This is a genomic window from Neisseria dentiae, assembly GCF_024580525.1.
Taxonomy (GTDB): domain Bacteria; phylum Pseudomonadota; class Gammaproteobacteria; order Burkholderiales; family Neisseriaceae; genus Neisseria; species Neisseria dentiae_A.
Map to the genome: position 1 here is coordinate 63,821 of NZ_JANIKQ010000012.1, position 16,683 is coordinate 80,503.

General features: G+C 53.7%; 13 protein-coding genes. 4 read left to right on the top strand and 9 right to left on the bottom strand.

Annotated features, from left to right (window positions below):
• Positions 1-107: 107 nt before the first annotated feature.
• From NQ012_RS08445 to NQ012_RS08460, 4 genes are all read right to left on the bottom strand, one after another.
• Entirely contained in the window at positions 108-308 is a 201-nt protein-coding gene (locus NQ012_RS08445; protein ID WP_257067163.1) for a CstA-like transporter-associated (seleno)protein, read from the bottom strand.
• Entirely contained in the window at positions 292-2,370 is a 2,079-nt protein-coding gene (locus NQ012_RS08450) for a carbon starvation CstA family protein (protein ID WP_257067164.1), read from the bottom strand. The genes NQ012_RS08445 and NQ012_RS08450 overlap by 17 nt, the downstream gene beginning before the upstream one ends.
• A 361-nt stretch (positions 2,371-2,731) precedes the next feature.
• Positions 2,732-3,796 carry a 2,3-butanediol dehydrogenase gene (locus NQ012_RS08455; protein ID WP_257067165.1) on the bottom strand — a complete coding sequence of 355 codons (1,065 nt, stop codon included), beginning with the start codon at positions 3,794-3,796 and terminating at the stop codon, positions 2,732-2,734.
• A 250-nt stretch (positions 3,797-4,046) separates the two neighbouring features.
• Entirely contained in the window at positions 4,047-4,514 is a 468-nt protein-coding gene (locus NQ012_RS08460; RefSeq protein WP_257067166.1) for a universal stress protein, read from the bottom strand.
• A gap of 135 nt (positions 4,515-4,649) precedes the next feature.
• Here NQ012_RS08460 and NQ012_RS08465 point away from each other — a divergent pair, with 135 nt between their 5' ends.
• From NQ012_RS08465 to pstS, 4 genes are all read left to right on the top strand, one after another.
• Positions 4,650-5,441: a tRNA threonylcarbamoyladenosine dehydratase gene (locus tag NQ012_RS08465; RefSeq protein ID WP_257067167.1), complete on the top strand. Its 792-nt coding sequence runs from the start codon at positions 4,650-4,652 to the stop codon at positions 5,439-5,441.
• A complete protein-coding gene (locus tag NQ012_RS08470) occupies positions 5,438-6,310 on the top strand; it encodes a segregation and condensation protein A (RefSeq protein WP_257067169.1) in 873 nt (290 codons plus the stop codon). The genes NQ012_RS08465 and NQ012_RS08470 overlap by 4 nt, the downstream gene beginning before the upstream one ends.
• A gap of 254 nt (positions 6,311-6,564) precedes the next feature.
• Positions 6,565-7,266 carry a phosphate signaling complex protein PhoU gene (phoU, locus tag NQ012_RS08475; protein ID WP_257067170.1) on the top strand — a complete coding sequence of 234 codons (702 nt, stop codon included), beginning with the start codon at positions 6,565-6,567 and terminating at the stop codon, positions 7,264-7,266.
• A gap of 347 nt (positions 7,267-7,613) precedes the next feature.
• Positions 7,614-8,711 (top strand): phosphate ABC transporter substrate-binding protein PstS, encoded by a 1,098-nt coding sequence (gene pstS, locus NQ012_RS08480; protein ID WP_257067171.1) that lies wholly within the window; start codon positions 7,614-7,616, stop codon positions 8,709-8,711.
• Positions 8,712-8,798: 87 nt separating this feature from the next.
• Here pstS and NQ012_RS08485 read toward each other — a convergent pair whose 3' ends face one another.
• The 5 genes from NQ012_RS08485 to alaS all read right to left on the bottom strand — a co-directional run bounded on the left by NQ012_RS08485 (position 8,799) and on the right by alaS (position 16,575).
• Positions 8,799-9,995: an acetate kinase gene (locus tag NQ012_RS08485; RefSeq protein WP_257067172.1), complete on the bottom strand. Its 1,197-nt coding sequence runs from the start codon at positions 9,993-9,995 to the stop codon at positions 8,799-8,801.
• A 156-nt stretch (positions 9,996-10,151) separates the two neighbouring features.
• Positions 10,152-11,162 (bottom strand): 2Fe-2S iron-sulfur cluster-binding protein, encoded by a 1,011-nt coding sequence (locus tag NQ012_RS08490; RefSeq protein ID WP_257067173.1) that lies wholly within the window; start codon positions 11,160-11,162, stop codon positions 10,152-10,154.
• Positions 11,163-11,527: 365 nt separating this feature from the next.
• Positions 11,528-12,613 (bottom strand): GmrSD restriction endonuclease domain-containing protein, encoded by a 1,086-nt coding sequence (locus tag NQ012_RS08495; RefSeq protein WP_257067174.1) that lies wholly within the window; start codon positions 12,611-12,613, stop codon positions 11,528-11,530.
• 93 nt (positions 12,614-12,706) lie between these two features.
• The gene (locus tag NQ012_RS08500) at positions 12,707-13,693 is read right to left on the bottom strand and encodes an adenine-specific methyltransferase EcoRI family protein (protein ID WP_257067175.1); all 987 of its coding nucleotides are present in this window, start codon (positions 13,691-13,693) and stop codon (positions 12,707-12,709) included.
• Between the two features lie 257 nt (positions 13,694-13,950).
• Positions 13,951-16,575 carry an alanine--tRNA ligase gene (gene alaS / locus NQ012_RS08505; RefSeq protein WP_257067176.1) on the bottom strand — a complete coding sequence of 875 codons (2,625 nt, stop codon included), beginning with the start codon at positions 16,573-16,575 and terminating at the stop codon, positions 13,951-13,953.
• Positions 16,576-16,683 lie beyond the last annotated feature (108 nt).

A 16,683-nucleotide genomic window follows, 5' to 3' on the forward strand; every position in this document is an offset into this window, starting at 1 on the left:
GCAGAGGCCGTCTGAAAAGCGCAGCCAGCGGTTTTGCAAAGCAGCAATGAAAAACACACAGCAAAAACACCCCGTTTTCAGCGGGGTGTTTTTTGGTATTTTCAGCATTAACAACAGCGGCCGTTACGCCTGTTGTGGCAATAGTCGAGAAACTCGAGTTCGGTCATCACCGGGGCGGCGGGGTTATGCCTGCGCTGCTGCATAACGTAATAGTCGTAATCCGGAATGCCTGCCATATAGTAGGCGAAAATACGAATCTTTTTGTAAAAGGTTTTCAGACGGCCTGTATGATCAGTTTTGCGCTTCATGGGTTTGCACCTCGTTGCGGTAAACTGCAGGAACTTCTTTAGCGGTAGGCCAAGCCACTTTCCGTGCTTTCAAGGCCACTCTCAAACCGTAAACCGCGATAAAAAGCACCACGGCGAGAAACGCCACCGCCAGGCCGGAATTAACATAATCGTTAAGCACAATCTGATTCATCTGCGCCAAGTCTTTGGCCGGCGACAAGATTTTTCCGGCAGCGGCAGCTTCGCGGTATTGCGCCGCATGAGCGATGAAGCTCACGCGCGTATCAGATTCAAACAGTTTTTGCAGGCACGCCACGGTGGTAACTACCAAAAGACCGAGAGCCGGGATAAGCGACACCCACACGAAACGGTCTTTTTTCATTTTCACCAACACCACGCTCACCATAATCAAAGCAATACCGGCAAGCATCTGGTTACCGATGCCGAACAGAGGCCATAATGAGTTGATGCCGCCCAAAGGATCGGTTACGCCTGTGTAGAGAAAATAACCCCACGAACCCACGGCCAGCACGGTAGCAACCAAGTTGGCGGGAATATTGCCGGAATTACCCAACGGTTTGATGAAAATACCGAGCAAATCCTGATACATAAAGCGTGATACGCGGGTACCGGCATCAACGGCGGTAAGAATGAACAATGCTTCGAACAACAGCGCAAAGTGATACCAGAAAGCCATCATGGTTTCACCGGGAATCAGGCGGCTCATGATATGTGCCATGCCCACCGCCAGCGTAGGCGCACCACCCGCACGGGAAAGAATGGTATGCTCGCCCACTTCGCGTGCCGTATTGGCCAGCGTGGCGGCATCAACCGGAATCTGCAAATGGGTGGTGATGGCTTGCGCCGCCGTGGCCGGGTCGGTTCCGATAAGTGCGGCCGGGCTGTTCATGGCGAAATAAACGCCCGGTTCCAAGCAAGCGGCAGCAGCCAGCGCCATAATCGCTACAAAACTTTCCATCAGCATACCGCCATAACCGATCATACGCACATTCACTTCATTATCAATCATTTTCGGCGTCGTGCCCGAAGCAATCAGCGCATGGAAACCGGAGACGGCACCACAGGCGATGGTGATAAACAGAAACGGAAACAGCTTGCCGGAAAACACCGGACCGGAGCCGTCGATAAAATGCGTGACGGCAGGCATACGCAGCTCAGGCCCTACTATGATAATGCCAAAAGCCAGCGCCATAATCGTGCCGATTTTCAGGAAAGTAGACAGAAAGTCGCGCGGAGTCATCAACAGCCATACCGGCAGCAAAGAAGAAATGGTGCCGTAGGCCATCATAAAAATAGCCAATTGCACGCCATTGAGATCGAACCAATGTCCGATGGAGCTTTGAGCCACCACATCGCCGTAAATCACCGCCAGCATCAGAGCGATAAAGCCGACAATAGCGATTTCACCGATTTTGCCGGGGCGGATATAGCGGCTGTAAATGCCCATGGTCAGCGCAATCGGCACGGTAACGACAATGGTGAACGTGCCCCACGGGCTGTGGGTTAGTGCCTTCACCACAATCAGCGCCAGCACGGAAGTGATGATGATCATAATCATCAAAATACCGATAGAGGCAATAATACCGGCAGTGGTGCCGAGTTCCTGCTTCACAATGTCGCCGAGCGATTTACCGTCGCGGCGCATCGACACAAACAGCACCATCATATCCTGCACCGCACCGGCCAATACCACGCCGAAGATAATCCACAACGTGCCGGGCAGGTAACCCATTTGCGCGGCAAGCACCGGGCCGACCAGCGGCCCCGCGCCGGCGATGGCGGCAAAGTGGTGGCCGAACAATACGCCCTTACGGGTAGGCACATAATCCACACCGTTGTTATGGCGTTCTGCCGGCGTCATACGTTCGCTGTCCAGCTCGAGAATGTTTTTTGCAATATAAAGGCTGTAAAACCGGTAAGCGATACAATATACGGACACAGCGGCAACAATCATCCACACCGCATTCACATGTTCGCCGCGGTGCAGGGCCAATGTGGTAAAGGCCGCAACACCAACCAACACCACCAAGCCCCAAATTAGAAACGCTTTCAGCTGTTTCATGGCGCTTCCTTACTAGATTAACAATTTCAATATTAAATAAAACTAAATAAAAAATTCAATCAGATAAAAATGAAAATTTATTTAACCGTTTTTTAAATTTCGAGAAATGTTAACATATTCATAAAATAAGGATGCGTGCTTTTCAGTACAATGTCGCAGGTTGTTGCTTTATATCAAACAGATTGAAATCTTAACAAAACACCTTTTCGCTCAATGCTCTAACCCCAGCCCGAAATCTTTGCAAAATCCGCCCATAAAAAATCCTCTAAACTCCAACATCAGCCGCGAATGGGAATTTACGCGAATGGGAATTTAGAGGACGCGGGGGATTTACCACCCCGCCTGTTCAGGCACAAACTGCTTACAGATTCGGGTTCACGATAATCTTAACCGCCGATTCGTTATTGTGAATCAAGCGCTCGAAACCTTCGGAAATCAGCTCGTCGAGTTTGATGCGCTGGGTAATGAAGGGGGCCAAATTGATTTTGCCTTCTTCCACCAGTTTGATGGTTTCCTGATGGTCGTTGCAGTAGGCGATGGTTCCACGAATATCCAGCTCTTTCATCACCACACTATGTACGCTTACGGTGGCCGGGTGACTCCAAATCGACACAATCACCACCACTGCGGTGGGTTTGCACGCTTCAACCAGCGTATCCAGCACTTTATTCACGCTGGAGCACTCGAAAGCCACGTCCACGCCTTCGCCGTTGGTAATTTTTTTCACTTCTTCCACCACATCCACTTGGGAAGGGTCGAGAATATAATCGGCCACGCCAGATTCGCGGGCTTTGTCTTTGCGCGCGGCGCTCAGTTCGGTGATGATCACTTTCAAGCCTTTGGCTTTCAGAATCGCGGCCAACAGCAAGCCGATGGGGCCTGCGCCGCCCACCAAGGCAACATCACCCGCTTTGGCACCGCTGCGCACAAACGCATGGTGGCCTACCGATAAAGGTTCGATCAAAGCCGCTTGATCCAGCGGGATTTTGTCGGAAATCGGGTGCACCCAACGGCGTTTGACGGCGATTTTTTCAGACAGGCCGCCGCCGCGTCCGCCCAAGCCGATGAAGTTCATGTTTTTAGACAAATGATAGTTGCTGCCGGGGCCGGTGGGCACATCGTCGGCCACGATATAGGGTTCGACCACCACATGCTGGCCGACTTCAATATCGTCCACGCCCTCGCCCACGGCATACACCACGCCGGAAAACTCGTGGCCCATGGTAACGGGGGCGGATTCGCCGGAAATCGGGTGCGGATGGCCGCAAGGCGGGATGAAAATCGGCCCTTCCATAAATTCGTGCAAATCGGTGCCGCAAATGCCGCACCACGCCACTTTGATGCCTACCGTGCCGGGTTCGACGGTCGGCTCGGGAATATCTTCGATGCGGATATCGCCTTTATCGTAAAAACGGGCTGCTTTCATGGGAGGACTCCTTTTGTTTGTGAAGAAGATTAATCGTGTGCCACACGGGGCTATTGAAGATTATACGCCTTTAACTTGAAACACTTACACCCGCTATTTTGTTAACTTTGGCTGATTCGGATTATATTTTGTTAAGGCTTCAGGCCGTCTGAAGAATATTTTTCAGACGGCCTGAAATATAAAAAAACCGGAATCCGCCACCGTTGCAAACGGCGGATTCCGGTTTTTTCAATCTGAATTATCAGGCGGTTTATTCCGCTTCGTCTTCCGTGCTGCGGATAACCAGCAGCGGCAGATGGCTTTGGCGCATCACGGTTTCGGCAAAGCTGCCCATCAGCAGGTGCATCAGGCCGCTGCGGCCGTGGGTGCCCAAAACCAGCAGGTCGGCACCTTGCGCATCGGCGTAATCCACCAGCTCCTGCGCCATTTCGCGCGCGCCTTTGTTGGCCACCAGCAGGTGTTTCACCACATCGGCCACGCCCTGCTCTTTGGCGCTGTTTTCGGCAAAATCCAGCACTTCGTTGCCCTGTGCCACGGCGGCGGCTTCGTAGCTTTCGTGTTGTAAAAATTCGGGAGCCAGCGCCATATATTCGGCAGGGTTGGCAACGTGAACCAAAGTCAGCCGCGCATTGCCGAAACTTGCCAAATCGGCGGCGTGCTTCAAAGCGTTGAGGGAAGTCGCACTGCCGTCAACGGCAACAACCAAATGTTTATACATCGTCTTCTCCTTATTGAAGTGGTGTCAAACCGCCGGATTTCAGTCCAACTTTGCCGGCTTCATTGAAGTATAATACCGCTGCGCCGTTTTGGCAGCGTTTTTTTTATTGTGTTTGACTTATCACAAGGCAGAATCATGCTAGACACCGCTTCCGTTTCTTCCCGCCGTTTCGGCGGCATCGCCCGCCTTTACGGCGAAGCCGCATTGCAGCGCTTCTCCGCCGCACACGTTTGCGTGGTAGGCGTGGGCGGCGTCGGCTCGTGGGCGGTGGAAGCGCTCGCACGCAGCGGCATCGGTTCATTAACGCTGGTGGACTTGGACAACGTGGCCGAATCCAACGTCAACCGCCAACTGCCCGCGCTCACGGCCGAATTCGGCAAAGCCAAGGTAACGGCGCTGCACGAACGCATTCTGCAAATCAACCCCGCCTGCCGCGTAACCGAAATCGAAGACTTTGTTACCGAAGAAAACCTGCACGAAATTTTCAGACGGCCTTTCGATTTTGTTATCGACGCCATCGACCAAGTGCGCGTGAAAGCGGCGATGGCGGCTTATTTCGTGCAAAACGGCCAGCCGTTTGTGGTAAGCGGCGGCGCCGGCGGCCAGAAAAACCCGGCTTTAATCCAAACCGGCGATTTGAGCCGCGCCACCCACGACCCGCTGCTGGCCAACCTGCGCTACACCCTGCGCAAACGCTACGGCTTTCCGCGCGGCGGCGAAAAAATGCGCGTGCCGTGCGTGTTTTCCACCGAAAACATCACCCCGCCGCAAACGGCCGAAGCGTGCGATGCCGATAATCTTTCAGACGGCCGCAACGCCCCGCAAGGTTTGTCGTGCGCGGGCTACGGCGCGAGCATGATCGTTACCGCACCGTTCGGCCTTTATTGCGCGCAGGCCGCCATCGAACACATAGGAGCGAAAAAATGACGGCAACCGGCGAAAACCTGCAAAGGCCGTCTGAAAACGCCGTGGCGTGGATTTTCGGCCAACCTGTTACCGATGTGCCGCAGGATTTGTTTATCCCGCCCGACGCCCTGAAAGTGGTGCTGCACAGCTTTCAAGGGCCGCTGGATTTACTGCTTTATTTGATCCGCAAGCAGAATATCGACGTGCTCGATATTCCGATGATTAAAATCACCGAGCAGTATCTGCACTATATCGCCCAAATGGAAGCCTATCAGTTTGATTTGGCTGCCGAATATTTATTGATGGCGGCGGTGCTGATAGAAATCAAATCGCGCCTGCTGCTGCCGCAGCCCGAAAACACGGAAGAAGGCGAAGAAGCCGACCCGCGTGCCGAGCTGGTGCGCCGCCTGCTGGCCTACGAGCAGATGAAGCTCGCCGCCGCCGGCCTCGACGCCCTGCCCCGCGCCGGCCGCGATTTCGCCTGGGCCTACCTGCCGCTGGAAATCGCCGTTGAAGCCAAACTGCCCGACGTGCACATCGCCGACCTTACCCAAGCGTGGCTGGGCATACTTTCCCGCGCCAAACACACCAAAAGCCACGCCGTGGTGCAAGACGCCGTGTCCGTGCGCGCGCAAATGTCGGCCATTCTGCGCCGCCTCAACATCCAAGGCGCCTGCCGCTTTTCGGAGCTGTTCAGGCCCGAACAAGGCGCGGTGTATGTGGTGGTGAACTTCATCGCCCTGCTCGAGCTGGCAAAAGAAGGCTTGGTGCGCATCGTGCAGCCCGAAAACTTCGCCGAAATCGAAATCCATGTGAAAGACGGCGGCGCACAAGAGCCGGAAAACGGCGAAACGCTTTCAGACGGCCTGTTTGAAAAAGCAGAAAACTGACCCGCTGCAAAACACTATACATTTAATTTTATTAACAGTTTCGTCATACTCGGGCTTGAACCAAGTATGACGTATGTAATTCTTCTTAAGTTGATTGACTATATTCATACTGCCTGCGGCTTGCTGCCTTAAGAAACATCACCGTAAGTTTATCCCTTTGCGGCATCTCGAGGCCGTCTGAAAACCGGCTGTAAAAATTCTGTCATCAAAATGCTTTATCCTGCGCGGCAAACCCTATTATTCTGGAGAACACCATGAGCGAGCATATTTCTTCACACTTTAACCAAGAGCTGGAAAACGTGCGCAGCGAAGTGATGCGTATGGGCGGCTTGGTGGAACAACAGCTGCAAAAAGTGCTGGGCGCGCTGGAGAGCGGCGACACGGAAGCACTCACCGAAGCGATAGACTGCGACAGCGCCATCAACGCACTGGAAGTTTCCATCGACGACGACTGCCAAACCATCATTGCGCGCCGCCAGCCTGCGGCGGGCGATTTGCGTTTCGTTTTGGCGGTAATCCGCGTGATTGTGGATTTGGAGCGCATCGGCGACGAGCTGAAAAAAACCGCCCTGCTGGCGCACGAATTGTTTTCGCACAGCCGCATCACCCCCAACCAGCTTTACGATACCCACCGTTTGGCGGCGATGACGGCTCCGATGATACGCCGCGCCCTCGACGCGTTCGCCCGCCTCGACTCGGCGGCTTTAATCGAATTGAACGATGCCGACCGCAAACTCGACACCGACTACCGCAACCAATCGCGTATGCTCGCCACCTATATGATGGAAGAGCCGCGTAATATCGGCACGTTTATGGATGTGATGATGATGAACAAAGCCATCGAACGCGTGGGCGACCATGCGAAAAACATTGCCGAGCATGTGGTTTACCTGGTGCGCGGCATTTATGTGCGCCACACCCCGCCCGAACAGGTTCAGGCCGATTTGCAGGGCTGATGCGGCGCAGTTTTCATTTTCTTTATGTACAAACAGGTCGGGTTTCAATCCGGCCTGTTTGCTTTCAGACGGCCTGAAACTTTTGCAAAATACCTTATAGGCCGTCTGAAAACTTAACGCAAATACCGGATTATCGGATCAAGCCCGATAATGACGGGGTTTAAGCACTTCAGACGGCCTCAATAAGTTTTGCAAAGACCCCGGCCTCTTTATCTATCCGATATAAAACGGCTTTTTTACAAAACGGCCCGCCGCTGTCATAAAGCTGAAACAAAAGCGGTTTAAACTGCCCGCATCGGTTGGACACGAACACCTTTACCTTTTAAACAAAAGAAAGAGAGAGAAACATGAAAATCCGTATTCTGGCTGTTGCCGCTGCCACCGCCCTGATTCTGACCGCCTGCGGCGGCGGCGATTCCACCCCGCCGCAGGCCAAGCAACAAAACGCGGCGGCAAACACCGAAAATGCCGTGCTCAACATTACCGGCGCGGGCGCATCGTTTCCGCAGCCGGTTTATGTGCAATGGGCACAGGCTTTCCAAGCGGCCACCGGTGGTAAGGTGAATTACCAGTCTATCGGCTCTTCCGGCGGCGTGAAACAGATTAGCGCCAAAACCGTACAGTTCGGCGCTTCCGATTCTCCCTTGAAGGCCGAAGAGTTGGAAAAACAAGGTCTGGTGCAGTTTCCCACCGTAATCGGCGGTGTGGTGCCGGTGGTGAATGTGGACGGCATCGTGGCGGGCGACCTGAAGCTCACCGGCGAAGTGTTGGCCGGAATCTATTTGGGCGACATCAAAAAATGGAACGACCCGAAAATCAAAGCCTTGAACCCCTCTTTGGTGCTACCCGACGCGCCGATTACCACCGTGTTCCGTTCAGACGGCTCGGGCACCAGCTTTATCTTCACCACCTATCTGAGCCAAGTATCGCCCAAATGGAAAGACACCATGGGCGCCGCCAACACCGTGAAATGGCCCACTTCGGATTCGGGCACCGCAGGCAAGGGTAACGAAGGCGTATCCACTTATGTAAACCGTGTGAAAAACTCCATCGGCTATGTGGAATATGCCTATGCCAAGCAAAACAATATGGCGCACGTGCAAATGCAGAACGCGGCCGGCAAATTTGTGCAGCCTTCGCAGGAAAGCTTTGCCGCAGCGGCCGACGTGGATTGGAAAAGCATTCCCGGTTTCAGCCTCGTGTTAACCAACCAGCCCGCCGAAAAAGCCTGGCCGCTGGCTGCCGCCACCTTTATTCTAGTGCATAAAAAAGCCGACAACCCCGCCCAGGCCAAAGCCGTGCTCGACTTCTTCGACTGGTCTTACAAAAACGGCAACGAAGCCGCCGCCAAGCTCGATTATGTGCCGCTGCCCGACAACGTAAAAGAGTTGGTGCGCGCCGAGTGGAAAACCATCACCGACAACCAAGGCAAAGCCGTTTATTGATGGCCGGATTCAGGTTTACGCAACACAACACCAATAAAAAACCCTGCTTAACGCAGGGTTTTCCGTTACGGCAGATGCCGCCGAATATTACAGGCCGCTCAAACTTGCGGTGTCGTGCGCAATCATCAACTCTTCGTTGGTGGGAATCACCACCGCCAGCGCTTTGCTGTCGGCGGCGGTAATCACGCCGGCATTGCCGAAACGGGCGTTTTCGTTGGCCTGCTTGTCTTCGGTCAAACCCAAGAAGCCCAAATAACCCAACACTTTGCTGCGGACCAGATTGGAGTTTTCGCCGATACCGCCGGTAAACACCAAAGCGTCCAAACCGCCGGCAGCCACCGCCATAGAGGCAACGTATTTGGCCAAACGGTAGGCAAACACTTCCAACGCCAGTTTCGCGCCTTCGTGGCCTTTGCCCGCTTCTTCTTCGATGGTGCGGCAGTCGTTAGACAACTCTGAAATACCCAGCAGGCCCGATTTTTTGTTCAACATATCGGTAATCTGGGTGATGCTCATATTGGCGTTTTCGGCCAAAAACGAGAACACGCTCGGGTCAACGTCGCCGCTGCGGGTGCCCATTACCAAACCCTCCAGCGGGGTTAAGCCCATGCTGGTGTCTTGGCACTCGCCGTTGGCAACGGCGGCAATCGACGCACCGTTGCCCAAGTGGGCAATCACCATGCGCAGGCTGTTTTTGTCTTTACCCAGGAAACGGGCGGTTTCGTCGGCCACAAAGCGGTAGCTGGTGCCGTGGAAGCCGTAGCGGCGCAGGCCGTATTTGCGGTAAAACTCGCGCGGCACGGCATAGGTGTAGGCGTGTTCGGGAATGCTTTGGTGGAAAGCGGTGTCGAACACAGCCACATTCGGCAGGCCTTTGAAGATGCTTTGCGCAGCGCGGATACCCAACAAGTTGGCAGGGTTGTGCAGCGGAGCCAGCGGAATACATTTTTCAATGCCGTCCACCACTTCGGGCGTAATCACGATAGATTCGCTGTAAAGCTCGCCGCCGCTGACCACACGGTGGCCGACCGCCGCGATGCGGCTGTCGAGGCCGTGGGCTTTCAATTCTTCCATCAGCGCTTCCACCGCACCGGTGTGGTCGGGGTGGCGGGTTAAATCCACTTTGCGCTTTTCGCCGTTGGATTTAAACGTGATATACGCATCGGGCAGGTTCAGTTTTTCCGCCAGGCAGCTCAGCAAAACCTCGCCGCTGTCGTTATCCAATACCGCGCCTTTCAAAGAAGAACTGCCGCAGTTCAATACCAAAATCAGTTTGTCTGACATACTACGCTCCTAAATCACTGTTTTCAGACGGCCTCTGCCGCCGCTAAAGAAACATTTAAAAAATAAAACGCTGCATTCTACCAAAATTTGCCGGCCGCCAAGTGGTTTGCCGGTATTTATTAAACAATAAATAACCTATATCCAAAACAGAAGCCATTAAACCGCAGGTGAAAACGCGTCCGAAAAAAACGCGCCGGCAGGCAGGCCGCACTGCGCCACAAGCTGTTGCCGCGCCCCCTCGATCATAGCCAACGAACCGCAGGCATACACCTCATAACCCGACAAATCGGGATAATCGGCCGCAACATGGGCTTGGATATACCCCGTTGCCCCCTGCCAGCCCGCATCAGCATGGGAAAGCACCGGCGTAAAACGGGCGTTGGGCAGCTGCGCAACCAAATCCGCCGCTTCCTGCAAACGGTATAAATCGGCCTCGTGCCGCGCGCCCCAATAAAGATGCACCGCGCGCGTGTCGCCGTTTTCCGCCATCTGCTGCAAAATGCTGCGGATAGGCGCAAAGCCCGTGCCCGTGGCCATCAGAATCGCCGGTTTGCCGCCCTCTTGCAACGTAAACGTACCCAACGGGCCGCGCACGCGCAAAATCGCCTTTTCTTTAACCAACGCATCCTCGCCGAACAGCATCCCCGAAAACAAACCGCCCTCGCGCTTGCGGATATGCAGCTCCAAAGTTTCGGGCTGCGCCGGGCTGTTGGCAATCGAATAACTGCGCACTTGGCCGTTTTTCAGCAAAATATCGATATACTGCCCCGCCAAAAACGCAAACGGCGGCGCTTTGGGCAGCGCCAGCGTCAACACCGCCACATCGTGCCCGTAAACCACCGACGCCACCCGCGCGGGGAAAGTTTTAACCGGCGGCATGGCCGCACCGTTATAGCCCGGCACTTTCAGCACAATATCGCTTTGCGGCACCGCGCAACACATCAAAATCTTGCCTTGCGCCGCCTCTTCGGCACTCAACGCCAACTCCGCATGCGCGCCCTGCGCCACTTCGCCGCCGACAAGCTCGGCTTTGCACTGCCCGCAAATACCGCTTTGGCAGGAATGCGGCAGATTCAAACCCTGCCGCTTGGCGGCATTCAAAACCGGCTCGCCCGCTTCTGCGGTAAAAGCGGCATTATCGGGAGCAAGGGTAATGGTATAAGACATAAACGTTATCAAATAAAATCAATTTAAAGGATTCAGGCCGTCTGAAACCTATTAGCTTTGCAGAAACTGCGCTTCGCTTGTTTTCAGACGGCCTGAATTATAAAACACAAACCATTGTCAAGGGCATTTAAAAAGCCACACCAGTTCGTATTGCAAAGCTTGAACAAGTTGTCTGACGCAGGCTTGGCTTTAGCCCGGCACACAGCCTGAAATCTTTGCAAGAATCATCCCAACCCCGATTGTCTCACCCCGTTGGTTTTGCAAGCCCGCTGGCCAAAGGTGAGTGTTGATAAACTTTCAGGCCGTCTGAAAATATCAGACTTCCTCAAAATCCGTAACACCGTTTCAAATCATTTCAAACGGCCTTACCTGTCCGACTTTCTGCGATTGCAGTTTTTGCACAGCATCTGTCCGTTTTCTAGCGTGGTTTTTCCGCCTTGGCTCCACGGAGTGATATGGTCGCCTTCCATCTGTTCAATCAGGAAGGTTTCCTTGCACATAGGGCAGATACCGCCTTGGTGTTCGTACAGTTTCTGCTTCATGCCGTCTGAAAACGTGCGCAGATTCAGGTATTTCTCTTCGCGGGTCAGCACATAAAGGTAAATACCTTTTTTGTTTTCCACTTCATCGTCCTGCATCAGCACGGCGATTTCGGCTTCCAATCGTTTGCTGTCCAACACTTCGTCTTTAAAACGGTTGTACAGCCTGCCCCAATCCTGGCCTTTCATGAATTTTTTGCGCTTATTGAGGAAAGTGGCCTCCACCCAAGTCATCACGGCTTGGAAATACTGCCACAAGGCCAGCGCATTGGGATGGTTTTGATGTTTGGCCATATAGGCTTCGATGTGGCCGTCTGAAATCCAATCCAGAGCTGTTTCCAGAAATTCCTGACGAATCGGGCTGCCTGAAACATAATCCTGCCCGATTTGATAGGCCACGCAGCCGGTTTTGCTGAAATAACGTTTGGCATCGGCCAACCACGAACCGGCATAAACGGCATTTCTCAACTCCTGAGCGGTGAGCTTTTCGCCAGCAATATTGATGGTTTCAAACCATTTCAGCTTTTCGCTGTCGCTGCCTTCGCATACATACACCATCAATTCATAATCCCAAATCTGCTGCTGTTCGTCTGCTTGCAAGTTATGGAAATAACGCATCAGATAAGCAAAATCACCCTCCACATATTGGCACAGCGAAATCGTGCGCTGCTGGCCGTCGATGACTTCAAACGTGCCGTCATCTCGTTTCGCCCAATACATCACATTGAGTGGGAAGCCCTGCCGCACAGTTTCAATCACCGCATCGCGCTGCTTGTCTTTATACACAAACTCGCGCTGGTAGGGCGGACGCACGTCGAGTTTGCCGCCATAGGCGCGTACGCCGTTTTCTGCGCTGTCTTGGTAGTCTTTGACCAGTTCGCGCACTGTGATTTGTTTCAGTTCGATTTTCATGGGATGTTTTCCTTGTGGGATGCATCTTGATGCACCTTAATCATGATGCCTGCACGAGTGGGGGCAATAGGCTGCCCCCTGCTTTCAGACAGTCTATTTCTTGCGCTTAATAAACAGCCTTTTGTATTTATGAATGCCGCCTATGGTTACACTGTAATCAGTACCACCGTGAAAGTAGCCGATAGGCTCTCCATACGAATAGCTACAACCGACAATCTCAAACTGCTCGGGATTGTGCTTATCCAAAAACGTAATTGGCACGCCCATCACACCGTCAAAATCGCAGGGAATTTCTGCCACTTTGCTGACTTCTATCGCATCGTAATTGTCGTAATACGGATATTCTTCAGGGCTGTAGCGTTTGTATAAAATCAGTTCTTCGTGGCGCTTGTCGTGGTCGAGGTTGGTAAACCAAAACGTATTGCCCATGCTGCGCCATTTCTGGCCGCTCTCATCTTGCCAATAGCGGGTCGGGCGCGGCTCATAGTGCGAGGGAACTTTGAACTTCATGTCTCCGCCGTGATTTCCCAGCCACAGCTTGTTTTCCTTGATTAAGGGAAAAATTTCCTTGTAGGTAATCGCGTTCTGGTTGCCGATAATCAGAAATTGTTTGCCGTATTCCACCAATTGCGCCACATACTCGCGAAACAGCGAAAACGGCGGGTTGGTAACCACAATATCGGCCTGTTTGAGCAATTCAATGCATTCCGCGCTGCGGAAATCGCCGTCGCCTTGGAGCGGCATCACGGCAATCTCATCAAGTGAAGGGGTGCCGTTGCCGTCTTTATCACCCGTGTATTCCAGCCACACGGCTTGCTCGCTGTCGTTTTGGCTGAACAGGTCGGCGTGTTGGCTTTTGTAGCAGGTAGCAATCAGCTTTTTCAAGCCCAGATGCTCGAAGTTGTACGAGAAATAATGGAAGAAATTGCTGACACGCGGGTCGTCACAATTGCAGTAGACGGTTTTGCCTTGGAAGTGCTTTTTGTAGTGCCTCAGCTCTTTTTCAATATCGGAGAGTTCGGTGTAGAACTCGTCGTTTTTGGCTCGGCTGGCGGCATGAAGGGATCTGTTGCCGGACATATCAAACCCCTTTCCAAACTGGAAAAAGATTTGATAAACAATTGATAATTAAGTTATAATTGCGGTGCGGTGCGGTGCGGTGCGGTGCGGTGCGGTGCGGTGCGGTGCGGTGCGGTGCGGGCATTTTTTCGCTCCTATTTTTTTAAATTCTTAAAATGTAAAAAGTGTTGGGAATAACATAAACCGGTAAGCTCAGCTTTTTAAGGCAGGCCGTCTGAAAATGATTTTTCAGACGGCCTTATTCAATCCAACCAAAATCAAGCCAGCTTGCCGCCGACCCAATCTGCCACGCTATTCAGCGCTTCAGGCAGTTTGTCTACTTCGGTTCCGCCGGCCTGTGCCAAATCCGGTCTGCCGCCGCCTTTGCCGCCGATTTGTTCGGCGACGAATTTCACCAAATCGCCGGCTTTCACTTTGGCGGTCAACGGCTTGGATACGCCCGCGCACAGCGATGCTTTGCCGTCGTTCACCGCTGCCAGCAGGATCACGGCGTTGTCGGATTTGCCGGCAAGGTCGGTAACGATGTCGCGCAGGGCGCCTGCTTCGGCGTCGATTTGGGCAACCACCAGTTTGGCCGCGCCTAAATCGCGTGCGTTGTCCAGCAGTTTGGCACCGGCGTGTACCGCCAGCTCGGCTTTGGCTTTGGCCAGTTCTTTTTCCAATGCTTTGCTTTGCGCGGCATTGGCTTGGATTTTGGCCAATACGTCTTTTTCGGTTTGCGCTTTCACTTCGCCGATGATGTCGCGCACCAAGCGCTCTTGGCCTTGCGCCCATTTGAGGGCGTTCAGGCCGGTAATGGCTTCGATGCGGCGGATACCGGCGGCGATGCCGCCTTCGCTGATGATTTTGAAGAGACCGATATCGCCGGTGCGGGAAACGTGGGTGCCGCCGCACAATTCGGTGGAAAAGTCGCCCATCTGCAACACGCGCACTTCGTCGCCGTATTTTTCGCCGAACAGCATCATGGCGCCGGTTTTCTGTGCGTCTTCCATGCTCATCAGCGCGGCTTTCACTTCGACGTTGGCGAGAATGGCGGCGTTCACGCGGCGCTCGACTTCGGCGATTTCTTCGGCACTAACAGCCTGCGGGTGGGAAATGTCGAAGCGGGTTACTTCGGCGGTTACCAGCGAGCCTTTTTGTTCGACATGGCTGCCGAGTACGTCGCGCAGGGCTTTGTGCATCAGGTGGGTGGCGCTGTGGTTGCGCATATTGGCATTGCGGATGTCGTTGTCGATTTCGGCGGTGATGCTGTCGCCCACTTTCAGACGGCCTGAAACCACGATGCCGAACTGGCCGTGTACGGCGGCTTTGATTTTTTGCGTGTCGCGCACTTCGAAACGGTTGCCGCCGGCGGAAATATAGCCGACGTCGCCGATTTGGCCGCCGCTTTCGGCGTAGAACGGGGTGCGGTCGAGCACCACGGCGCCGCTGTCGCCTTCTGCCAATTCGTCAACAGATTCACTGCCTTTATAGAGGGCGAGGATTTTGGCTTCGGTTTTGCGTTCGGTGTAGCCGGTGAATTCGGTGTCCTGCCCTTCGTAGGCCAGTTGGGTGTCGGCTTTGAAGTTTTGCGCGGCGCGGGCGCGGGCGCGCTGGGCTTCCATTTCGCGGTTGAAGCCTTCTTCGTCCATATCGATATTGCGCTCGCGGCAGATGTCGGCAGTCAGGTCGTAGGGGAAGCCATAGGTGTCGTAAAGTTTGAAAATAACCTCGCCGCCCAGTGTTTTGGTGTCATCGGCCAGCGCGTTTTCCAGCAAAGCCATGCCGGTTTCCAATGTTTGGGCAAAACGGGTTTCTTCGTTTTTCAATGCCTCTTTGATTTGCGCCTGACGCTCTTTCAACTCGGGGTAGGCATCGCCCATTTCTTTCACCAAATCAGGCACCAGTTTGTAGAAGAAAGGCTGTTTCTGGCCGAGTTTGTAACCGTGGCGCACGGCACGGCGGATGATGCGGCGCAACACATAACCTCGGCCTTCGTTACTCGGCATCACGCCGTCGGCAATCAAAAATGAGCAGGCACGGATGTGGTCGGCAATCACTTTCAGGCTGGGAATATCCATGCTGAATGCCACGCCGGTTTCGCGGGCGGCGGCTTTGAGCAGGTTTTCAAACAAATCGATTTCGTAGTTGCTGTTCACATGCTGCACCACGGCAGCCATGCGTTCCAAGCCCATGCCGGTATCCACCGAGGGTTTGGGCAGCGGGTTCATATTGCCCGCTTCGTCGCGGTTGAACTGCATGAATACGTTGTTCCAGATTTCGATGTAGCGGTCGCCGTCTTCTTCGGGGCTTCCCGGCGGGCCGCCCCAGATATGCTCGCCGTGGTCGTAGAAGATTTCGGTGCAGGGGCCGCAGGGGCCGGTGTCGCCCATCTGCCAGAAGTTGTCGGAGGCGTAGCGGCCGCCTTTGTTGTCGCCGATGCGGATGATTTTTTCAGCGGGCAGGCCGATTTCGTTGAGCCAGATGTTGTAGGCTTCGTCGTCTTCGGCATAAACGGTGGCCAACAGTTTTTCTTTGGGCAGGTTCAGCCATTCGGGGCTGGTGAGGAATTCCCAGGCGAATTTGATGGCGTCGTGCTTGAAATAGTCGCCGAACGAGAAATTGCCCATCATTTCAAAGAAGGTGTGGTGGCGGGCGGTGTAGCCGACGTTTTCAAGGTCGTTGTGTTTGCCGCCGGCACGCACGCATTTTTGCGCGGTGGTGGCACGGTTGTAGGAGCGTTTGTCGAAGCCGAGGAACACGTCTTTAAATTGGTTCATGCCGGCGTTGGTGAACAGAAGCGTCGGGTCGTCGTGCGGCACCAGCGAAGAGGAAGGCACAATCTGGTGGCCTTTGCTTTCAAAGAATTTTAAGAATTTTTGGCGGAGTTCTGCGGTTTTCATAGCGGTTTCTGCAATGGGTTAAACGGTTTCAGACGGCCTCAAAACGAAACATCAGGCCGTCTGAAAAACTGAATAAAAAATCCTGCGTATCTTACCGCAGATTTGCCC